This is a genomic window from Paenibacillus selenitireducens (assembly GCF_002021565.1).
Taxonomy (GTDB): domain Bacteria; phylum Bacillota; class Bacilli; order Paenibacillales; family Paenibacillaceae; genus Paenibacillus_K; species Paenibacillus_K selenitireducens.
This window is the reverse complement of record NZ_MSZX01000007.1, coordinates 94,803-115,481: the sequence shown is the minus strand read 5'-3', so window position 1 is coordinate 115,481 and position 20,679 is coordinate 94,803. Positions and strand designations below refer to the sequence as shown.

General features: G+C 46.0%; 19 protein-coding genes and 1 tRNA gene. 13 read left to right on the top strand and 7 right to left on the bottom strand.

Annotated features, from left to right (window positions below):
- Positions 1-42 precede the first annotated feature (42 nt).
- Positions 43-1,479, bottom strand: a complete 1,437-nt coding sequence (gene treP, locus BVG16_RS18200) for a PTS system trehalose-specific EIIBC component (protein WP_078500312.1) — start codon at positions 1,477-1,479, stop codon at positions 43-45.
- Between the two features lie 209 nt (positions 1,480-1,688).
- Here treP and BVG16_RS18195 point away from each other — a divergent pair.
- Positions 1,689-1,761, top strand: a tRNA-Thr gene (locus BVG16_RS18195).
- Positions 1,762-2,497: 736 nt separating this feature from the next.
- On the opposite strand, the gene BVG16_RS18190 is transcribed toward BVG16_RS18195, so the two are convergent.
- On the bottom strand, positions 2,498-3,166 hold the full coding sequence (locus BVG16_RS18190; RefSeq protein ID WP_078500310.1) for a PDDEXK family nuclease: 669 nt from the start codon (positions 3,164-3,166) through the stop codon (positions 2,498-2,500).
- 834 nt (positions 3,167-4,000) lie between these two features.
- Here BVG16_RS18190 and BVG16_RS18185 point away from each other — a divergent pair.
- From BVG16_RS18185 to BVG16_RS18160, 6 genes are all read left to right on the top strand, one after another.
- Complete coding sequence (locus BVG16_RS18185; RefSeq protein WP_078500308.1) at positions 4,001-4,378, top strand: PH domain-containing protein; 378 nt, start codon at positions 4,001-4,003, stop codon at positions 4,376-4,378.
- A 234-nt stretch (positions 4,379-4,612) separates the two neighbouring features.
- The gene (locus BVG16_RS18180) at positions 4,613-4,972 is read left to right on the top strand and encodes a GntR family transcriptional regulator (RefSeq protein ID WP_078500677.1); all 360 of its coding nucleotides are present in this window, start codon (positions 4,613-4,615) and stop codon (positions 4,970-4,972) included.
- 3 nt (positions 4,973-4,975) lie between these two features.
- The gene (locus BVG16_RS18175) at positions 4,976-5,677 is read left to right on the top strand and encodes an ABC transporter ATP-binding protein (RefSeq protein WP_078500305.1); all 702 of its coding nucleotides are present in this window, start codon (positions 4,976-4,978) and stop codon (positions 5,675-5,677) included.
- Between the two features lie 14 nt (positions 5,678-5,691).
- Entirely contained in the window at positions 5,692-6,450 is a 759-nt protein-coding gene (locus BVG16_RS18170; RefSeq protein ID WP_078500304.1) for an ABC transporter permease, read from the top strand.
- Between the two features lie 22 nt (positions 6,451-6,472).
- Positions 6,473-7,399: an ABC transporter ATP-binding protein gene (locus tag BVG16_RS18165; protein ID WP_078500303.1), complete on the top strand. Its 927-nt coding sequence runs from the start codon at positions 6,473-6,475 to the stop codon at positions 7,397-7,399.
- Positions 7,400-7,417: 18 nt separating this feature from the next.
- Complete coding sequence (locus tag BVG16_RS18160) at positions 7,418-8,572, top strand: ABC transporter permease (RefSeq protein WP_078500302.1); 1,155 nt, start codon at positions 7,418-7,420, stop codon at positions 8,570-8,572.
- A 120-nt stretch (positions 8,573-8,692) separates the two neighbouring features.
- Here the strand turns inward: BVG16_RS18160 and BVG16_RS18155 are convergent, their stop codons facing one another.
- A complete protein-coding gene (locus tag BVG16_RS18155) occupies positions 8,693-9,064 on the bottom strand; it encodes a hypothetical protein (protein WP_078500301.1) in 372 nt (123 codons plus the stop codon).
- Between the two features lie 111 nt (positions 9,065-9,175).
- Between BVG16_RS18155 and BVG16_RS18150 the strand changes: the two genes are divergently transcribed.
- Positions 9,176-9,664, top strand: coding sequence for a GAF domain-containing protein (locus BVG16_RS18150; RefSeq protein WP_078500300.1), 489 nt, complete (start codon positions 9,176-9,178; stop codon positions 9,662-9,664).
- Positions 9,665-9,683: 19 nt separating this feature from the next.
- On the opposite strand, the gene msrA is transcribed toward BVG16_RS18150, so the two are convergent.
- Both msrA and BVG16_RS18140 read right to left on the bottom strand, forming a co-directional pair.
- On the bottom strand, positions 9,684-10,238 hold the full coding sequence (gene msrA / locus BVG16_RS18145; protein WP_233147083.1) for a peptide-methionine (S)-S-oxide reductase MsrA: 555 nt from the start codon (positions 10,236-10,238) through the stop codon (positions 9,684-9,686).
- Between the two features lie 54 nt (positions 10,239-10,292).
- A complete protein-coding gene (locus tag BVG16_RS18140; RefSeq protein ID WP_078500299.1) occupies positions 10,293-11,174 on the bottom strand; it encodes a LysR family transcriptional regulator in 882 nt (293 codons plus the stop codon).
- A 1,099-nt stretch (positions 11,175-12,273) separates the two neighbouring features.
- Here BVG16_RS18140 and BVG16_RS18135 point away from each other — a divergent pair.
- On the top strand, positions 12,274-13,350 hold the full coding sequence (locus BVG16_RS18135; protein WP_078500298.1) for a YeiH family protein: 1,077 nt from the start codon (positions 12,274-12,276) through the stop codon (positions 13,348-13,350).
- A gap of 206 nt (positions 13,351-13,556) precedes the next feature.
- Positions 13,557-13,757, top strand: coding sequence for a cold-shock protein (locus BVG16_RS18130; protein WP_018758750.1), 201 nt, complete (start codon positions 13,557-13,559; stop codon positions 13,755-13,757).
- A gap of 152 nt (positions 13,758-13,909) precedes the next feature.
- Here BVG16_RS18130 and BVG16_RS18125 read toward each other — a convergent pair whose 3' ends face one another.
- Positions 13,910-15,526, bottom strand: coding sequence for a response regulator transcription factor (locus tag BVG16_RS18125; protein ID WP_078500297.1), 1,617 nt, complete (start codon positions 15,524-15,526; stop codon positions 13,910-13,912).
- Positions 15,523-17,307: a cache domain-containing sensor histidine kinase gene (locus tag BVG16_RS18120; RefSeq protein ID WP_078500296.1), complete on the bottom strand. Its 1,785-nt coding sequence runs from the start codon at positions 17,305-17,307 to the stop codon at positions 15,523-15,525. The genes BVG16_RS18125 and BVG16_RS18120 overlap by 4 nt, the downstream gene beginning before the upstream one ends.
- Before the next feature lie 142 nt (positions 17,308-17,449).
- Between BVG16_RS18120 and BVG16_RS18115 the strand changes: the two genes are divergently transcribed.
- The 3 genes from BVG16_RS18115 to BVG16_RS18105 all read left to right on the top strand — a co-directional run bounded on the left by BVG16_RS18115 (position 17,450) and on the right by BVG16_RS18105 (position 20,593).
- Positions 17,450-18,331 (top strand): carbohydrate ABC transporter permease, encoded by an 882-nt coding sequence (locus BVG16_RS18115; RefSeq protein ID WP_078500295.1) that lies wholly within the window; start codon positions 17,450-17,452, stop codon positions 18,329-18,331.
- Positions 18,331-19,167, top strand: coding sequence for a carbohydrate ABC transporter permease (locus BVG16_RS18110; protein WP_078500294.1), 837 nt, complete (start codon positions 18,331-18,333; stop codon positions 19,165-19,167). The genes BVG16_RS18115 and BVG16_RS18110 overlap by 1 nt, the downstream gene beginning before the upstream one ends.
- 127 nt (positions 19,168-19,294) lie before the next feature.
- The gene (locus BVG16_RS18105; protein WP_078500293.1) at positions 19,295-20,593 is read left to right on the top strand and encodes an ABC transporter substrate-binding protein; all 1,299 of its coding nucleotides are present in this window, start codon (positions 19,295-19,297) and stop codon (positions 20,591-20,593) included.
- The last annotated feature ends 86 nt before the right edge of the window (positions 20,594-20,679 follow it).

Sequence of the window (20,679 nt, the reverse complement as noted above, 5' to 3'; positions counted from 1 at the left end):
TGCTTCACCTCTTTTTTTGCAAAAAATAGATACGGTTTTAGTTTACTCACGGTTGCCGAACTTTTTGGATTTGGAGAACAAGTACGTTAGTACGATAGGAACGACGATGGCGATGACCATCCCAATCAAGAAGGTTGGGATGAATTTCGGTATGATGGAGATAAATCCAGGCAATCCGCCGATCCCCACGCCTGCTGCAAGCACACCGCTTAATGTAATGAAGATCGCTGCGAGTGCAGACCCGATAATCGCTGCATAAAACGGGAATTTGTTCCGTAAGTTGACCCCGAACATTGCAGGCTCCGTGATTCCGAAATAAGCGGAGACAGCCGCTGTGGAGGCCATGCTTTTCTCGTTCTGCTGTTTCGTGATCCAGAACACCGCAAGTGCTGCGCTGCCTTGGGCAATGTTGGACAACGCAATCATTGGCCAAATGAAGGTGCCTCCGGTCTGCGCAATCAATTGCAGGTCAATGGCAATAAACATATGATGCATACCTGTGATCACAAGCGGTGCGTACAGAGCGCCGAAGATCACGGCACCGAGTGCTGGAGCTACGTCGAAGATAAAAACGATACCGTCTGTGATGTAATTCCCCAAGAGACGTGTAACAGGACCGATAATACCGAGCGCGAGTACGCCAGTCACAACAATGGATGTAATTGGAACAACCAGAAGCTGGATGGAGCTGTGCACTCTTTTGCGCAACCAAAGCTCGATTTTGCTTAAGACGAATGCGGCGACGAGAATCGGGAGGATTTGTCCTTGGTAACCGACCTTCTCGATCGAGAATAGCCCTAGAATGTCAAAGTAAGGGATGGATTGACCGCCGATCCCGGAAGCGGCTTGCCCGTAATTCCAGGCATTGAGCAAATCCGGATGGACGAGCATGAGCCCGAGTACGATACCGAGAATCTCGCTGCCGCCGAAGCGCTTCGTCGCGGACCAACCGACCAAGGCAGGCAGGAAGACGAAGGAGGTATTCGCCATCATGTTAATGAGCGCCCATAACCCGTCCAGATTCGGGTAGACTTCTAGTAATGTTTTGCCGGCATAGAATAAGTCCTTCGCTCCGATCAGATTGTTGAGTCCCATTAATAACCCGGCAGTAATGATAGCTGGAAGAATCGGCATGAATACGTCGGAGAAGATTTTGACGAGCTTCTGCATCGGGTTCAGCTTCTTCGATCCCGAGGTTTTGACATCGGCGATCGTTGCTTTCTCCATCTGCGTGAGCTCGATCATTTCGGCATAGACACGATCCACGTCAACGGGTCCGATGACAATTTGGAAGACCCCTGCGTTATGAAAAGCTCCTTTGACAAGTGGTACGTTCAATAATTGATCTGTATGGACTTGGGTTTCGTCCTTCAAGGCGATTCGTAGTCTGGTTACGCAATGTGCAGCTTGCTCAATGTTATCCTTGCCGCCTATATGTTCAAGAATTTGTATGGCTGTATCCCGGTAGTTCTTGCTCATGGGTAATGCCCCCTTTTGTCAGTAATTATGCAGTTGTTAGCGCTTACGGATAAAATATAACTTGTATATACGAGTTTGTCAATGCTTATATATACGAGTTGAAATGTGGAATTGGATGATTTACATCATTTTGCTAAAAGGTCGACTTATTGTTTGCCATTTACCTTCGGCTTATTTTTTGTTAAAATAGATGTATACAGCAGTCATATGCTGATGTAGCTCAGGTGGTAGAGCAACGCACTCGTAATGCGTAGGTCGGTGGTTCGAGTCCTCTCATCAGCACTCCAAAAAACGCAGTAATGGCGCGGTTTCCGGGTATTTCGGATTCCGCGCCATTTGCGTGAAAAGGGCAAACTTCTAACATTTTTCTACCCTTTACTCAAGCGAGGGGTAGGGGCTTGAGTTTGCAGCAGCAGTGAAAACCGAAGAGACCCTGGGTGTGGCGCAGCCCAATCGTGTACAACTCCTATTTACAGCTAAAACAAATGAACGCATTCACCACAAACGTGAACCCGATCTTTATTCACATGTTTTTCCTAACCTGTATTGTTCGAGGGAAGTGATGTCCGAGGCTGGTAGGAGGTATGATGTTATTGGTTGTGGCTTATTGATGAATGGCTAAAGATAAAGGCTAATAGTGCTAGTGGTGTTATTTGTTAAAGGTTCGATTCTGCCCCGGTGGCGCTATAGTGGACGAATCCAATGTAGGCAGACAAATTTGCTATTACTTGCCCTCTATATTGGAGTTTTCCACTATAGAACCCCGAAATGGCGCCGAATGAGCTCTTTATGCCCATAGTTAGTGGATAAATCCAATATAGCCCATGAATTTGAGTAATATTAGCTTTTATCCTGTAGAAATCCAGTATAGGTGGGGGGAGTAACTCTCACTAGGTGTTACTGCAGTTAGCGTTAGCTATCCTTCAACACTCAGAGATCGCTGCTAACACCATAACACCGAAAGTTCCGCGCAAATCGGAGATTGTACGCCGCCACAATAGGGAGTCGTTCATTTATGTTAGAGTATTTGGATTAACGAGCTTTCTTTTAGCTGGTAGTAGCGAATCGTGCTCCCCACGGAGATCGGCTCCAACCAGCCTTTTTTTATGGTCGATTGTAGTAGCTTCCGCACGGTGCGGTAATCTATGCCCCATGCATCGCATACATCTTTTGGACGTAAGGGGCTTCCAAGCTGCCAGGCAAGATGAAGTAATTCTTTCTCCATCTTAGTTGATCGATTTTCTGAGCTGTTTTGTAGTAGATAGGGAGCAATCGCGAGTTGAAGCAACATACGGCAGATTTCCGGACGTTGCTGCACATCATCGAAGGAGAAGTGGATCATCCGCCAGCCTAAACCCGTTAGAAAGGTATCCCGATTTAGCGCATAGCTGAATTTCTCACGATCCATGTCCTTCACGTGACTCTGAAAGCCGTCGCATTCGATGCCAAAACGTCCGAACGGGGTAATAAAGGCGAAATCGAGAAACTGAGATTTACGATTCCAATCATATATTTCGTATTCGGGATGCAGATGGTCAAAATTTCCGAACAAGGGCCACCATACGTGTTGGAGCAAAAGCTTTTCCGCATACTGGTGTCCGCGTAACAATCGACCTTTACGTTCGCCGTTTCGGCTTGCCAAATGTTTCTCAAGAAACGCCTGATGGGATGATTCGAATGAATTCAAGCGAGTCGCCTCCGATCTTGGATATATAAGCAAAAAAAAGAACGTCCAAAAGCCTTATGGCATTTGGACGTTCTTCGTCTAGGTATATTGTAACAGGCGAGTGATTGCGCGTCTATTCTTATTCGTTGGGATAGAGGTGGGACGATTGCGATTGCTAACTTGGAACTTTATAGGCCCTCACCCATCTATATTGGATATATCCACTAACTTTCGATAAATGATGCATGTAGATAGGGCTATAGTGGATAAATCCAACAAAAATGCACATTTACGCTCATATTAGTGGATTTACAGCGTTCTATCTTGGATTCGTCCAATATAGACGGTGAGTCGATGCCGAATGATCCACTTATCCTGTATAAATCCAATATAGCGTGGTGTGCGGTGGGTTACGTTCGTTTCCAATATAGCGCAGTGCCTGTATGGAGCAGTTCATGGCGTAGGTTTGCAGTTCGTTCGTTGTGGAGCGAGTGATACCGAGTGCTGAAAGTAGAATCGCATTCACCTATCCTGGAGCTATCCAAAAGACACGGTGTTCGGCGGGCTACAGTTCGTTTCCAGATGGATTAGCACCTCATCCCAACATTTTTTTATGTTATTTTAATGTTCAGATAACATCCCTTTAATGTTCGCGCGGTATATTTAATTCATCAAATCGCCCCCCTTTTAACATTTAACATAGATGATCACAAGCAAAAGCGGCTATAAGATCCCCCCTCAGGGTCTTACAGTCGCTTTTGCTATGATACGCGATAATTTTGATACATATCTGGACGAAGTGAGTGCGTAGATTACAAAGGAACCACCACCTCAAATCTTAAAGGAGATGTGTCGATGGGATTTTTAGACGGGTTAATGGGCAATGCTGCATCGGTAAGCGAAAAGGACGTACAGCAGGAGCTGCAGCCGATCTTATTCCAAGGAGAAACGGTCGATAAGGCATATAAGCTCATTCGAGATATGTTCGTATTCACGAACAAGCGCTTGATTCTGGTGGATAAACAAGGGGTAACGGGCAAAAAGGTGGAGTATCAATCGATTCCCTATAAGAGCATTTCACGGTTCAGTATTGAAACGGCAGGGACGTTCGATCTGGATGCGGAGCTAAAAATTTGGATCTCGAGTGCGGTTGAACCCACCATCACCAAACAATTCAAAAAAGACTCGAACGTGTATGAAGTACAGAGCTTACTCGCTGAAAAAGTATTGTAAATAACCGAGCGTATTCCTAACGATAATCTCATACAACTCACGAAATCCATGGCCCCGAGCCATGGTTTTTTTTATTTTATATCCAAAAAATTGAAAATAACTATTGCACTGAGTGTATTAAGTGATATAATACACTACATACGATAGAAAACATAAGCGCCGAGCTTTCTGCTTAGAGAATACAGAATAGAATAGATTGGAGGGAGACCCTTGGGTGGAATTGAAGCAGGTGGCATGGAATTTGATCTAGATTTAAGTAAACCGTTATATGAACAGGTGTTGCAACAAATACGAGGTTCGATTGCAAGAGGAGGAATTGCGTTGGGAGACAAAATACCATCTGTACGTGAGTTAGCTCAAACCTTAAAAATTAATCCAAATACAGTGATGCGTGCTTATCAGGAATTAGAGCGAGATGGCTTAACTGAAACGAGACGTGGGCAAGGAACATTCATTACGACGAATGACGAAGTCGTGCAGAACATTCGGTATAATTTAGCACGGGAAGCAACGAAGGAATTTTTAGAGAAAATGTACAGCATTGGATTCACAAAAACAGATATTCAACGATTTCTGGGAGAAGGGGACGAATAACAGATGACGACGGAGATTGCGATTACGGCAGAACATCTTACGAAACGATACGACAACCAGCGGGCATTACAGGATTTCTCCATTCAATTACCCGCGAATCGCGTGATTGGGGTGTTGGGTGCGAACGGGGCTGGCAAATCCACCTTGTTCCGTATGATTACAGGCATGGTACAGCCCGATCAAGGTCGGATCGATATATTCGGGAAGAAGCCGGGATGGGAGACAAATGCACTTATCTCTTACCTTCCTGACCGTGCACGGTGGTATAAGTTCCATACCGTTCAGCAGGCATTGGAGTGGGGAGACGGTTTGCTGCCTGGGTTCGATAAGAAGCGTGCCGAATCATTGCTGGAATTCATGAAGCTGGACCCCACGATGGGTGTTGAGGGGATGTCCCGAGGGCAAGAAGCTCGACTCATGCTGACCCTATGCATGTGCCGAGATGTACCGATGTTGATTCTCGATGAACCCTTCGCGGGTATTGATCTGATCTCGCGCGAACGAATCATCGGGGCATTGATAGACAACTTGAGTGAACGGCAGCAGACGGTGCTCGTAAGCACGCATGAAATTCAAGAAGCCGAAAGTCTTTTCGATTATGCAGTATTCATGGATGAAGGTCAGGCATTGCTGCACGGGGATGTTGAGATGTTGCGGGCAGAGCGGGGATCGATGGAGAGCATCTACCGCCATTTATATCAATAAGGGAGAGATAACCAATGAATCGCAATGCGTTGACATATTTAATCAAGCATGAATTTAAATTCCGCAGACGGAATTGTAGAAATCGGAAGTGGTATGGTATCTATGGGCTAGCAGTCGCGGCGTTGATCGCTTTCGCTTATAACTTCTTGCATGCCACGATCATCTTTCAGCCGACCACATTATTATTCGCGGTCTTCATCTTTCCGTATGCAGGCTTCATGCGAGCCATGATGACTGTGTCGAAGGAGTGGAAAGACGGAACGTACGGCTGGTGGCTGACACTTCCTTATTCGAGAGGAACATTGCTTCGGGCAAAATATATCGCAAGCGCAATGTGGATGGTCATTTACGGGTTAATCGCTCTAGCAATAACCGCGGTGGTCGGTATTCTTACCATGTGGATTCAAGCACCTTTGGAAGCAGACGCGATTTTTGAATTCCTTAAATTGATCGGGCTCGCCTATCTCTTCATGTACTCCATCATGCCGTTCATTATGGGATTCGGAATCTTCGGTTCCATCGTACGGTATTCAAAGTGGAAACCAGCTATGCCGCTCATCTGGGTGAGTTACGGTCTGTCTGCGAACTTATTGAGTTTTGTTCCTGCGCTTATGAGCGGCGAAGATAATTTCGATTATACGAATATGTATCAGATTACAGGGAATAGCATGACATGGTTGTGGCTCGCCGTAATGCTGATCTGTTCCCTTATCGTAGGTAACCTTATGGTATGGATCGCGTCGAATATCATGAAAAAACAATTAACGTTATAAATAATGAAGGAGGTTATAGAAAATGAGTACAGCGATTGAAGTTACAGGGCTAGAGAAAGCTTATGCTGGTAAGCCAGCGGTTAATCATATCCATTTTCAGGTGCAAAAAGGGAGCTGTTTCGGGCTTCTGGGACCGAACGGCGCGGGAAAATCCACGACAATGAAAATTTTGTCCTGCATTACGCAGGCAGATCGCGGTTCCGTTCAAGTGCTCGGGTATGATGTCGCGAAACAGGCGGAAGAGGTCAAGAAGTTCATTGGTTATGTTCCGCAAAACATCACGCTCTACGAAAAGCTGAGCGCGTACGATAATTTGGTTTTTTTCGGTGAATTATACGGTGTCAGAGGGAAAGCCTTGAAAGAACGCATTATGGAGGTTCTGCAACAAGTAGGCCTTGCAGATCGCGCCAATGATGCAGTAGGAACGTTCTCCGGTGGAATGATGCGTCGGATTAATATTGCAGCAGCGCTGCTGCATCGCCCGAAATTTATGATTCTCGATGAGCCGACAGTCGGGATTGACCCGCAATCTCGGAATCATATCTTTGAGCTTATTCGCACCCTGAAAGAAGAGGGGATGACGATCATATACTCGACGCACTATATGGAAGAAGTTGAAGCGTTATGCGATGATGTCGCCATTATCGATCATGGTGAGGTGGTTGCCAAGGGTGCGCTGAATGACATTCTTGCACAGTATGGTGGCAAGTCCGTCTATCTGGAGCTTGAGAGTGATATCGAGCCGAATTTGACGCTGATTGAAGGAAGTTCGGTGGCTCGCCATGGCCGGGGTTGGAAAATTGAAACGGATAACGTTTTAAAGACGATTAGCGAGGTCGCTGAGTTATGCCGGATGAAGGGATATAAACCGATTCAGTTAGAGGTTGTTCGTCCTTCACTCGAAATGGTCTTTCTACAATTGACGGGCACGTCGTTAAGAGATGCTTAAGGAGAAAGGGGAATAATCATGATTCGAACGATTGCACGTAAAGAAATCAAATTATTGTTGAAGGAAAAGGGTACTTTCTTCTGGTTACTCGGTATGCCGATCGTCTTCATTGTCATTTTCGCAACGGTGTTCAGCAGTGCGAGTTCTGCAGGCCTCACGCTGCAATATGTGGACCAAGATCAGAGTGCAGCCTCCCAGCAATTTTTACAGACGATCCAAGGCATTGACGGCTTCCACTTGAAACAAAACCCGGATTTGACGGTCGACGAACAGATCGATCAGATGAAGAACGGTAAATTATCCGCGCTGCTCGTATTTCCGAAAGGGTTCGCCGAAAGTCTGAAGTCCGGTACGAAACAAGCTGAAGTGGTACTGTATCACGATGGGATGAGCGGTTCCGAAGTCGCACCGATTCAGGCAGTATTGCAGAATATTGCGAATCAATATCAGGAGAAAAAGCTTGAAGGTGTATTGGCCGCTGCCGGAAAAAGCGATGCTGAGCTCAAGCAGGTCCTTACACCGCCGATCAAAGTAGCGGAGCAAAAGCAAGTGAGCGGAGGATCGGTAGATATGATTAGCCAGGTCGTGCCAGGCTACACGGTGATGTTCGCGTTCTTCGTCATCACGTCCATGGTCCGTCGCTTCATCAAAGACAAAGAATCAGGCATGACGGCACGCCTCAGCAGTACGCCGATGAAATCCATCAGTTATTTGATCGGGATGTGGATTCCATACTTGCTCGTGGTCGTGGTACAATGCAGCATTCTGCTGGCATTCGGACATTTTGTATACCATTTGAATCTGGGTGACTTGGCAGCGATTGGCACGTTGGTCTTTGGGATCGCAATTTGCGGTACCGGACTCGGTCTCATGATTTCTTTATTCGCCAAAAGTGAAAACCAAGGAATGGCTTTCACACAGTTAATTACCATGGGAGGTGCGGTGCTTGGAGGCTTATGGTTCCCTTCCGACATGATGCCGCCATTCCTACAGAACATCGGTAAGATGCTGCCGCAATATTGGGCGCAAAAAGGAATGCAGAATGTCATGGTTCATGGGGGGCACGTCCAAAATATATTGCCGAATATCGGGATGTTGGTGCTGATTGCGGTATTGGCTCTGGGCGTTGCAAGTCTCGGTTTCCGCCGATTTATGAAAACGGCTGTACACTAGGCGAGCTTACGGTCATAAACTTCAATTAGCCCCTTTGGTTTAATAGAAAATAGAAAGAAGAAGACCTTCAAATGGCCGCAAAATCACGCGGTTCTTGGAAGGTCTTCTTGTTGTCAGCAGCTAAATGAGCGCGATGGTAAGCAGTTCGAATAATACTAATGGTAAAATCACATTATTGTTGAAGAAGGGTTGCTGCTGCGGGTAGAACGCACCTCCAAAGGAGGGGCCATATGGATTATAAGGGGAAGGCTGCGGAAAAAATGCGCGATTGTGATCTGTGACTTGTAAGTATAAATGCCCGGCATCGACTTCTACGATGACGCCTTCAAAGCTGCGGCCATCAATGGTTTCAACGTGAACGGCGTGATTTCGGTATTGGTGGCACAGCGGCAGCAGCGTTTCCCGAACTTTGGTGATGTGGTCAGCTAATCCTTCATCTGCTTGGTACAAGCGATTCGAATTTCGCGTTTTGTTGGGAGTTATTTTTTTCATAGGTAAGCTTACGTACCTCCTTAACGATCTATTGGTATAGCATATGCAGGAGCCCAGATATTGTGTTAATCTGAATACAGAACGTCGATAGATGCAAGGAGGAAACATAGTATGTTCGAAAAAACGAGTGTGAGCGGAAACCCCGAGGTGGATTATCCGATGGCGATTCGCCAATTAACGGCGTTGTTAGAAGACGAGAGCAATACCATCGCGAATTTATCGAATGCTTCGGCATTGTTGAATGAATATATGGGGGATATCAACTGGGTTGGTTTCTACCTCTATGAAGAAGAAACGGACCAGCTTGTACTTGGTCCGTTCCAAGGATTACCTGCCTGCGTGCGTATCCCACTTGGGCGAGGCGTATGTGGAACCGCAGCGGCAGAGCGCAGAACGGTTCTTGTGGAAGATGTACATCAGTTCCCAGGGCATATTGCCTGTGATGCAGCTTCACGATCCGAGATCGTTATTCCTCTCATTCAAGGGGATCGATTGCTCGGCGTGCTCGATATCGATAGCCCGTTAGAGCGTCGATTTAATGAGGTAGATCGTCAATATCTCGAGCAGTTCGCCGCAGAGTTATTGCGCCACCTGAATTAATGGCCTGACAGAACGTCGATTACGATTTCCAATGTTGATCAATAAATTCATCCCGACCCGATTGAAGGCGATCTTCTTTATAGTGGTCGGGACTTTTTTTGTAATAATCCTGGTGATAGTCTTCTGCCGGATAGAAGGGTGCAGCCGGTAAAATCTCCGTCACAATCGGTTGATCTCCGAATCGTCCGCTAGCTGCTATAGCTGTACGGGAAGCTTCAGCTAACTCGCGTTGCTCCGCGGTATGATAGAATATCGCAGCGCGGTAGGAAGGACCGCGGTCCTGGAATTGTCCGCCGTCATCGGTCGGATCAATCTGCGGCCAATACAGCTCCAAAAGCTGTGCATATGAGAAGAGAGATGGATCATAGGTGATCTGTACGACTTCATAATGACCAGTGGTTTGCGTTTTGACCTCCTGATAGGTGGGGTGTTCTGTATGTCCCCCTGAATAGCCAGATACGACCTTCATAATGCCAGGCAGCTGATCGAAAGGCTTGACCATACACCAGAAGCATCCTCCTGCGAAGGTGGCAAGCTCGACTGGTGATGATGATGTATAGTTCATATCTTGCATGGGCTCATCCCGCCTTTCATACTTCATTCTCTTATATCCGTAGTGTACTTGCGATTAGGAGGTGCTTGCAAGATGCTTACGAAATACGTGCAAGGCAAGCATTTCATGCGGCTCGCGATCCTGGAGAATGGAGAGAGCACGCGTAAGTCTACCTCCCACCAGTCTAAGCTCCCGTAATTCCCCATTAGATAGTTCCTTCTGGACGACAAGTCGGCTAATCACGGCGAGACCGAGTCCTGAGATCACGGATTCCTTGACCCCTTGATTGCTGCTTAACATATAGGAACGCTTCACACGTAACCCATGATTCTCAAGAAATCGATCGCTATAAGCACGTGTACCTGATCCAGGTTCCCGATATACCCACGTCTGATCTTGCAATAAGTCCGACGTAACTTGCTGTATCCGCGTGAGTGGATGATCGGGCGGCGCGATGACGATCATCTCGTCCTCCTGCCAATACATCACATCCATGTCGGGTTGATGCACATCACCTTCTACCAGACCGAGGTCGAGGCGCTTCGAGCGAATTCCCTGTACAATTTCCTCCGTATTCGCGATGGTCACATGGACGTCAACCTGAGGATGTAAAAGTACGAAGCTGGCTAGTAGACGAGGAAGAACATATTCGCCTACCGTGAAGCTCGCTCCGATATTCAGCGTTCCTGTTACAACTTCATGCAGGAGCTGAATCTGTGTTCTGGCTTCCTCATAGAGAGAGAGAATCAGCTTTGCGCGTTGATAGAGAATGTGACCGGCTTCCGTCAATTTGACGTACTTCGGGGTACGGTGAAGCAACTTTGCTCCAAGTTCCTTTTCCAGATTCTGAATGTGCATGCTCACGCCGGGTTGGGAAATATGTAAAGCTTCTGCTGCCCGAGAGAAGTTGCTGTGCTCGATTACGGCAACGAAGATATGGAGTGAATCAGTGATCATGTTACATCCTCCATGATAGGTGTGATTGAGGTTCGTTTCCTATTATTTTACCACAATAGAATTTATAAAAGTTTCGACGTATTCGAAACTGGAAAATTCTATTTGGCGATAAAAACCACATCTAAACGCGGTCGCTCATCTTCGAATGGACTTCGGTAGAAGTTTTTCTCACTACACCAGAATTTATAAAAGTTTCGACGTATTCGAAACTGGAAAATTCTATTTGGCGATAAAAACCACATCTAAACGCGGTCGCTCATCTTCGAATGGACTTCGGTAGAAGTTTTTCTCACTACACCAGAATTTATAAAAGTTTCGACGTATCGAAACTGAAAAATTCTATTTGGCGATAAAAACTACCTTTTTAACGCGGTCGCACATCTTCGAATGTACTTCGGTAGAAGTTTCAATATTCTAGAATATATAGCTTTTCGAGAGATTGCCAAAATCAAATTAGGTTGCAGGGAACGGAGCGAGAATGAGCGGACACAGGAGACCTTAAAATGCCAAAAGCACTCAAAATGCAGGGCGAACGGACACAGCAGCTCTTATTATGCTAAACATAAGCTATATACCCATGATTCGAATGGAATAAGGGCATCTAGGTCCGAAAAAACGGCTAATCTATGAGCATAGCAAACAATAAGGTCCCTCATGTCCGTTATGCACAAAGAGCTTATTTTATTTGTCAAAATTTCGTATCTACGACAGCTGAAACGCAAAACACCTACCCATCTCTCCTTCCACCAACGTATAGGTTCACACAATAAAGAAACGTCGGGGGATCCCCTGGCGTTTTTCACACTTTACAGATGCAATACAAAAAAATAAACTGCCGCTCAAAATACAGGGATCAGGTTATTTCGTTAAGAATCAACATTCACTTGTCATAAATTTTACAGAGCTAGAGTCTCATTTATTGCAGATGGATCAAAACGGCCTTTAAACGCGGTCGCTCATCTTCGGAGACCGCGGGTAGAGGCTTTTCTCATCATAAGTTTTCCTTATTGTTGAGATAGCGATTCGGTATTTCACTTCCATGCCAAAACCTTCTAAGATGAGCTTAAGACAACAGGTGACGGAAGAAGGGGAACTCGTGATGTTATTAGAACGACTAAATCAACGAATGGATTATAAACATAAACTATCAAAAGGTTTTGCAATGGGATTGGGTATTACCTTGCTGATTGCAGGGGTGGCCTACGGGTTGGCGCAACTGCCGTTTTTAAGTATTATGGGCCAATTGATTTTAGCGATTTTACTCGGTTTCGCTTGGAAAATGACACTTGGGGTACCGGCTGCTGCCGAAGCAGGGATTTCTTTTTCGAGCAAAAAGCTGCTCCGCTATGGCATCATCATGTTAGGTATGAGATTGAATATTTTGGACATTATAAAAGCAGGACCTCGCGTGTTCCTCATTGCGGCATCGAGTGTCTTGTTCGGTATGATTGTCGTCTATTTCCTTTGTCGGGCATTCAAGTTAGATCCGATTATGAGCATTCTCACCGCTTGCGGCTCGTCCATCTGCGGTGCAGCAGCGGTGGTCGCGATATCCCCGCAAGTGAAAGCCGATGCTGATCGCACCGCGATGGCTGCTGCCGTGGTTGCTATATTAGGAACTATTTTCACCTTAGCTTATACGGTGTTATATCCTGTGCTGCACTTAGTTCCGCAAGGGTTCGGTGTTTTCTCCGGTGCAACGCTCCATGAAATTGCGCATGTTATTGCGGCTGCAGAGCCGATTGGTAAAGAAGCGTTAGATATGGCTTTGATTGTGAAGTTATCCCGTGTGGCCTTGCTTATTCCGGTAGCTATTGTCCTCGGATTATGGATACAGCGTGCGGAACGCCGTAAATTACGCGAGACAGAAGGCGGACATACGTCGGGGGATGAACAAGCAAGCGAGTTCCAATGGAAGAACCTTCCCATCCCGTGGTTTATTGTTGGATTTATTCTCATGAGCGGTGTGAATACGTTGGGGATCCTTCCAGCCCATGTAACCTCTTACATGATTGTCATTGCTTATCTATTGATTGCGATGGCGATGGCTGGGCTAGGATTGAATATAAATGTCGCAGTTTGTCGCAGATTTGGGCTTCGCGCCTTACTTGCAGGTGCTATCGGATCAGTGCTGCTGTCTGGTTTTGGTTATTTATTGGTGCTATGGTATGTTTGACTTTTAAAAAATATATGGTAAGATGAAAAAGTCATAACAAAATGACGAGTTGCTCCTTAAGATTTAAGATCTGAATTCACATATTCTAAAGGGTATTATTCAGTAATAGGTTCATACCTTTTCGAATATGTGAATTTTTATTTACACCCGTAAATATAGGAGTAGCATGTTAATTTAATGTTAATTATTTTGAGGAGGCTACACACATGCAACAAGGTACAGTTAAATGGTTCAACGCTGAGAAAGGATTTGGCTTCATCGAAGTTGAAGGCGGAAACGACGTATTCGTTCACTTCTCCGCAATTCAAGGCGATGGCTTCAAAACTCTTGAAGAAGGTCAAAAAGTTGAGTTCAACGTTGTTCAAGGCAACCGCGGACCACAAGCTGAGAACGTAACTAAACTGTAAGACGTAACCGTCTACATGAAGCGGTCCGAGCAATCGGCCGCTTACCGAAAGCAGCTCTTCCCCTTGCGGGATGAGCTGCTTTTTTTGCATTAGCAGGAAATTCGCTAGCAGGAAATTCACTATCAAGAAATGGTTAGATGCTCGTTTAAAGCTTATCCAAGCGTATGCTCCTTACGGAACTCCCCGGGATTGATACCCTCCAGCTTCTTAAATACCTTCGAGAAGTATTTCTCATCCTGATATCCCACCATTTCGGCAACTTGAGCGATACGCAGATGGGAATTATGCAGCAGCAGCTTGGCTTTCTCAATACGGAACCGGCTGAGATAATCGAGCAAGGTCACGCCATATTCCTGCTTAAATTTGCGAGCGATATATTCCCGGCTTAAGAAAAAGCGGGCCGCAACATCTTGCAGTGAAATTTCTTCTTGGTAATGCCGCTCAATGTATTTCGCGATATCATGGACGAAGAAGGAAGTTTCCTTGGAATGCTGCTGCGTCAATAGTTTGGAGGTGGCTGCCAAGCGGTTAACCAATTGGGTGCGATAAGGTTCGCAAGACAATAGACCTTCTTCATTCAGCGGAAGCGGAGAAGGGAGGTCCGGGTATACGTTATCCTGCTCTTTCCGTGTATTCCCGCCTGTTTCGCCTTCCAACCATTGGCTCTGCATCCAGTCCCATTCGTTATCCCACTGGATAAGCTGCTCTGGCGTGATCGTCTGCAACTGCTTGACTTCATCCAACCATCGCGTCGCCATATTCTCGATCTGTTCGCGATTGCCGCTTAACGCAGCTAATCGAAGCTGTTCTTCGAGGGAGCTAAGCCGCAGCGGGCGAGCCGATCCAGATGAATCCTCGGTATAGGTATGCAAATGCTTCGGATCGAGCACACTCCGTCGCCATACCGCTTGCGAAGCTTCTTGATACGCTTGTGTCAATTCAGCAGGGAAGGCTCGTCTCAGACTTACTCCGATATGCATACGCCGATGTAATGTCATGTAGATGCCTTCGTTGATATCGTCTAATAGGGGCGGTAAAGAGCCGCGCTCATCCCAGAAAAGGATAACCACCTCTCCGGGGCTGTTCAATTGACGGAACGCGACACCCTTCTGCTTCAGAAACTCATTGCATATGTTAATCAACGTGAAGAAGAGCAGATCCAGCTGGTTTTGGAATTTGGCCAGCAGCTTTCGGTCCAATTGCGCCACAGCAAGCACTGCAAGGGAGCAGTTGGCTGTGTTCGCAGGGAGTTTAAATTCATCTCGCAGCTGATTCAGAAGTTGGTCTAACCGACCTTGGCCCACGAGGAAATCCGTAAACAGCTTATCCCCGTAGTGAGGCTTCATTTCATTAACCTCAATGCTTTGCCGCGTAAATCGTTGACGTTCATGTTCTTCTTTGCGCCAGCAATCGACCGCTTTCCCCAGGGCTTCGTTCAACGCCGCTGCCTGGACAGGCTTCAAGATATAATCCATACCGCCATGGCGAACGGCATGCCGGACGAGCTCAAAGTCATCGTAGCCGCTGATGACCATGACCTTGATCTGGGGCGCATTCGTATACAGCCACGTTAATAATTCTGCGCCGTCTTTGCGGGGCATCCGCATATCCGTCATGACGATTTGAGGTGCTTGCGCTTGGATCACGGATACCGCAGCTTCTCCGTCAGATGCTTGCAATACTTCAGTAATGCCATACCGTTCCCAATCGGCGAGCATATCGATCGCATTACGCACATGTTTCTCATCATCCACAATTAAAACCTTCATGCTGTTTCACTCTCCCACGCGTAATCTAAGGTGATTCGTACGCCATGCGGCTCTACATTCTCGATGTACAACGTCGCTGTATCATCGGTGTATAACTTCAGTCGCGTTAGTACGTTGTACAAGCCGATCGAAGTACGCTCCTTGATTGGATCCTCATGCTCCTCAAGCTGGAACTTCAGTTCTTCTTGGAGCTGTACAAGCTCCTGTTCTTCAATGGAACTGCCGTTATTTTCGATGACAATGATAAGACGATTCGATTCGGTCAGCTGGGTACGAACACATAAGTGACCTGTGCCGAGATGAGGATCCATGCCGTGTTTGAAATAATTCTCGACCAAAGGCTGCAGCGTCATTTTGGGGATCGAAGCAGCTAGGCTCTCTGGTGCGATGTCCCACATAAAGTTGAATTGTTCGTCAAATCGTTCTTTTTGCAAGTCTAAATAAAGTTTAAGGTGGTTAACCTCTTCTTGCAACGTTACTAGCGCTTCGCCGCTTCGCATTTTGTAACGCATGATATCCGCTAACGAAGCGAGAAGGGAGTATACGCGCGGAACGTTATGCTGAAGCGCGACCGTTCCGATCGACTGTAACGTGTTATATAGAAAATGAGGATCAATTTGCGCTTGCAGGGCTTTAAGCTGATTCGTCTTATTCGCTAACTCCAGCTTATACTTCCGCAGGATCAGATTATTAATCGTATCCATCATTTGTCGGAGTCGCCGTGACAAGGTACCGATCTCATCGTTGCTGTTCACCTCGATATCCACGTCCAACTGTCCCGTCTGAATTTGATTCATATAACGGGCTAATTGCTTAATCGGTCTAGTAATTCGAAATGAAATATACAACGTGCCTAAGATGACGGCCAATAGAGCTAGCGCAGCGATAACTGCATTGATCCGAATCAATTCGGTTGATTTACGGTAAAGGACGTTATGAGGAATCTGTTTGACTAAGGTCCACTTGGCAAAAGGGACATCCAGTTTCTCATACACCTGCATCGCATTTTTTCCGTCAATAAACCCGTTCTTATCTGGTGTAATCCGGGGAGCGAGGTTCTTGTTATGCAGCGGCTTGCCAATCTCCTCAGGAATCCCACTATAAATGACAATATCGTTCTCGTCCAGCAGGTAGAACTGCTCATCCGTAGCATCATACAGTTGTTCACAGATGGCGGCAATCCCGTCTAACTTCACATCGATGGCCATGATCGCAAGCTGCGTAGTCGAAGGGATGCGAACGATGGGGCGGTAAAAGGTAAATACCATGCGATCCGTAGGATCGTTCGGTGAAGGCGGAAACCCGTAGCTGTGAACGAGATGCGGCGGCTCCGTCGCGGTATGGGATGTAACGTATTGACCAATGCTCTGGTAGGGGGCTTGTCTAATTTCTCTTCTCGGTATGCCATTCGCAATGAGCGTGGATTGATTCGTCATACGGGAATGCAGGTACACTTGTTGAATATCCGGCAGCAAGCCCTGCAGATTCTGCAGCGTGCTATACATTTCGGCCATCGCTTGGTAGTCATCCACTGATTTCGATAAGTTATTCAGAAAATGGGAATCGGAATACACCACGACTGAAGCGCGGTTGATGTTGTTCAGATAGTTTGCGAGATTGGTTTTCCCTTGAAAAATTAAGCGGGCATTCTCGCTTATGGATTGCTCTTTGATGGACTCTCTCGTGTGAACGAGTGTAATGACTAAGGAAAGCAGCAGCGGAATGGTTGTAACGATTAACATGAATTGGATGAGCCGTGTACGTATGCTATGAGACTTCATCAAGGTCACCCCTTTGGCGTGCTATGGATCGATCAGATCAATATCATACTCCTATCGGTTCACGATCGTCCGTTTTTTTGAATGAACATTTCTAGCATACTAATTATAAGCAAAAAATGAAATGTGCAAAGGGGAGATCGGGATGAATCGCAAAAAAACATCACAAATGGCCCAGCAGATCGTCTTCGTGGGACCTGCTATCCTATTTTTCATCCTTATTATCGTAGTTCCGTTCCTGCTTGGATTGTATTACTCATTCACGAATTGGAACGGGGTATCCGGCGAGGTGTCATGGGTCGGATTTGATAATTATAAACAAATTTTTATGCATGATAGTACTTTCCGAGATTCGTTCTGGTTCACGGCAAAATTCACCGTTCTAGGTGTTGTGCTTACGAATGTACTCGGTTTTTTCCTGGCTTACTTCTTGACGAAGCCGCTAAAGACCCGGAATTTCTTGCGGACGATATTCTTTATGCCGAACGTTATTGGTGGACTTTTGCTCGGATTTATCTGGCAGTTCATCTTCGTCAAAGGGTTCTCGGCGATCGGCAGTGCAACCGGCTTATCTTTCTTTAACTTGCCTTGGCTCGGTACAGAGAATACAGCGTTCTGGGCCATTATTATCGTCTTCGTATGGCAGACGGCAGGTTATCTGATGGTCATCTATATCTCGTCTTTGAATAATGTGCCCAAAGATATTCTGGAAGCTGCAGAAATTGACGGTGCGAGCAGATTACAAGTTCTGCGTACGATCATCATTCCGTTAATTATGCCAGCAGCAACCGTATGTCTGTTCCTCGCTATTTCGTGGTCTTTCAAAATGTTCGATCTGAACTTGTCCTTAACGAAAGGCGGACCATTCGGCTCTACAGAATCCGTGGCGATGAATATTTACAACGAAGCATTCTCCAAAAACCGTTACGGTCTAGGAACTGCGAAAGCCATTATCTTCTTCGTCATTGTTGCTGTCATTACAAGTCTTCAAGTGAAGTTTACGAAAAGCAAGGAGGTTGAAGCCTAATGGATGTCACCAAAAATTATCGCGCAGGCACGATTATCACCGAAGTGATTATGCTCTTGGTGGGCCTTCTCTTCTTGGTTCCGTTCTATTTCCTATTCGTGAACTCGGTAAAATCCTTCGGCGACCTGCTTACGAGTGCAGCCAGTCTACCGAAGTCAATCGAATGGGGCAACTACGCCCGTGCTTTTGAGATTACGAGATTCCCTGAGGCTTTTCTGAACTCGGCTGTCATTACGATTGCAAGTAATGTATTGTTGGTACTGATCAGTGCAATGGCTGCTTATAAAATGGTGCGACGGGATTCAAAGTTCAATCGCGTGTTATTCGTACTTTTCGTAGCGGCTATGGTTGTTCCTTTTCAATCGATCATGATCCCGCTTGTGAAGGTAACAAGCACGTTGGGGTTGATGAATAGTATTCCCGGGTTGATTGTATGCTATTTAGGCTTCGGGGTACCGATGTCGGTCTTCCTATTCCATGGCTTCGTGAAGTCGATTCCGCTTGAGATTGAAGAGGCAGCGACTGTAGACGGATCGAATGCTTATGGCGTGTTCTTCCGCGTTGTACTCCCGCTGATGAAGCCGATGCTTGTAACTGTATTTATATTGAATACACTTTGGATTTGGAATGACTATTTGCTGCCGTCTCTGATGCTGCAATCGCAGGATTTACGGACGATTCCGATTGCTACATTTGCGTTCTTCGGACAGTACACGAAGCAGTGGGACTTGGCGCTGCCAGCGCTTGTGATGGGCATATTGCCTGTCATCGTATTCTTCCTTTCCATGCAGAAATATATCATTGAGGGGATTACAGCTGGTGCGGTAAAGGGCTAAGTAGGTCACATCCGTCGACCTATTACATCAATATTCTACCTACAATCGCAATTCCAGACTGTCTACAATGAAGAAGTAAACGTTTTCAAGGTAAAATTCATAGAGCATTTAAAAGGGAGGCACCACCATGAAAAAATTCACTAAGCTTTCGCTCGTTATGCTGCTTGCATTATCCGTTGTTCTATCCGCTTGCGGCGCAAAATCTTCGGATAGCTCCAGCAGTGAATCGAAAGGCAGCGGCACAACGACAGGGACAAAAACGATAAAAATTTATCAATTTAAGGTTGAAATTGCTGAAGCCTTGAACCGCTTGAAAGGTGAATATGAGAAGTCCCACCCAGGCATTAAGCTGGATATTCAGACGGTAGGCGGCGGTGCAGATTATGGCGCAGGCTTGAAAGCGAAGTTTGCTTCGGGCGACGAACCGGATATTTTCAATAACGGCGGTTATAGCGAGTTGACTACGTGGCTCCCGAACTTAGAGGATTTATCGGATCAACCATGGGTGTCTGACGTGATTGATGTAGCGAAAGAGCCTATGACCAAAGACGGTAAAATTTACGGTCAACCGATGAACTTGGAAGGTTACGGCTTTGTATACAATAAAGATTTATTCGCGAAAGCAGGCATTACGGAAATCCCTACAACATTAACGCAGTTGGAAGATGCAGCGAAAAAATTACAAGCGATCGGGGTTACGCCATTTGCGAATGGATACCAAGAGCTATGGATTCTAGGTCTGCACAACTTCAACGTGGCATTTGCACATCAAAAAGATCCAGATGCCTTTATTAAAGGGCTGAATGATGGAACAGAGAAAATTCCTGGTAACCCGGTATTCCAAGAGTGGACGAAGTTGCTTGATCTGACATTGAAATACGGCAACAAAAATCCTTTAACGACAGACTATAACACCGAAATGACGATGTTTGCGAACGGTGAAGCGGCAATGACGCAGCAAGGGAACTGGACACAAGTACAAATTGACGGCATTAATAAGAACTTGAACGTTGGAATCCTACCTATGCCAATCAATGATAACGCAGAAGAAAACGGCAAATTGTTAATCGGCGTTCCGAATAACTGGGTTGTGAACAAGAACTCCGCTGTCAAAGAAGAAGCGAAAGAATTCTTAAATTGGCTTGCAACATCCGATATCGGTAAGCAGTACATGACCAAAGAATTCAAATTTATCCCTGCCTTCAAGAGCGTTAAAGCAACAACTGAAGATCTAGGTGATTTGGGTGCAGAAGTTGTGAAATACAGCCAAGAAGGCAAAGCATTAAGCTGGAACTTCATGAAATTCCCTGATGGCGGCATGAACGAGTTCGCCAATCAAATGCAAGCCTATATTGCAGGAAAATCAGATGCGAACCGCCTGCTCGAAGACTTGCAAAAAGCATGGGATAGCTTGAAAACGAAATAAAGATAAACCTGAAATGATGTAAAAGATAGAGCAAGGAAGAGGCGCATTCCGGTTCACGGAAGACGCCTCTTTTCATAACAACATGG

What these genes read in the sequence shown, in the direction of transcription:
- BVG16_RS18140 (WP_078500299.1), bottom strand. Translation starts at nt 11,174, where the DNA reads ATGATCACTGATTCACTCCATATCTTCGTTGCCGTAATCGAGCACAGC.
- BVG16_RS18135 (WP_078500298.1), top strand. Translation starts at nt 12,274, where the DNA reads ATGTTATTAGAACGACTAAATCAACGAATGGATTATAAACATAAACTA.
- BVG16_RS18110 (WP_078500294.1), top strand. Translation starts at nt 18,331, where the DNA reads ATGGATGTCACCAAAAATTATCGCGCAGGCACGATTATCACCGAAGTG.
- BVG16_RS18115 (WP_078500295.1), top strand. Translation starts at nt 17,450, where the DNA reads ATGAATCGCAAAAAAACATCACAAATGGCCCAGCAGATCGTCTTCGTG.
- BVG16_RS18180 (WP_078500677.1), top strand. Translation starts at nt 4,613, where the DNA reads ATGGAATTTGATCTAGATTTAAGTAAACCGTTATATGAACAGGTGTTG.
- BVG16_RS18175 (WP_078500305.1), top strand. Translation starts at nt 4,976, where the DNA reads ATGACGACGGAGATTGCGATTACGGCAGAACATCTTACGAAACGATAC.
- BVG16_RS18160 (WP_078500302.1), top strand. Translation starts at nt 7,418, where the DNA reads ATGATTCGAACGATTGCACGTAAAGAAATCAAATTATTGTTGAAGGAA.
- BVG16_RS18150 (WP_078500300.1), top strand. Translation starts at nt 9,176, where the DNA reads ATGTTCGAAAAAACGAGTGTGAGCGGAAACCCCGAGGTGGATTATCCG.
- BVG16_RS18105 (WP_078500293.1), top strand. Translation starts at nt 19,295, where the DNA reads ATGAAAAAATTCACTAAGCTTTCGCTCGTTATGCTGCTTGCATTATCC.
- BVG16_RS18120 (WP_078500296.1), bottom strand. Translation starts at nt 17,307, where the DNA reads ATGAAGTCTCATAGCATACGTACACGGCTCATCCAATTCATGTTAATC.
- BVG16_RS18130 (WP_018758750.1), top strand. Translation starts at nt 13,557, where the DNA reads ATGCAACAAGGTACAGTTAAATGGTTCAACGCTGAGAAAGGATTTGGC.
- BVG16_RS18170 (WP_078500304.1), top strand. Translation starts at nt 5,692, where the DNA reads ATGAATCGCAATGCGTTGACATATTTAATCAAGCATGAATTTAAATTC.
- treP (WP_078500312.1), bottom strand. Translation starts at nt 1,479, where the DNA reads ATGAGCAAGAACTACCGGGATACAGCCATACAAATTCTTGAACATATA.
- BVG16_RS18125 (WP_078500297.1), bottom strand. Translation starts at nt 15,526, where the DNA reads ATGAAGGTTTTAATTGTGGATGATGAGAAACATGTGCGTAATGCGATC.
- BVG16_RS18185 (WP_078500308.1), top strand. Translation starts at nt 4,001, where the DNA reads ATGGGATTTTTAGACGGGTTAATGGGCAATGCTGCATCGGTAAGCGAA.
- BVG16_RS18155 (WP_078500301.1), bottom strand. Translation starts at nt 9,064, where the DNA reads ATGAAAAAAATAACTCCCAACAAAACGCGAAATTCGAATCGCTTGTAC.
- BVG16_RS18165 (WP_078500303.1), top strand. Translation starts at nt 6,473, where the DNA reads ATGAGTACAGCGATTGAAGTTACAGGGCTAGAGAAAGCTTATGCTGGT.
- msrA (WP_233147083.1), bottom strand. Translation starts at nt 10,238, where the DNA reads ATGCAAGATATGAACTATACATCATCATCACCAGTCGAGCTTGCCACC.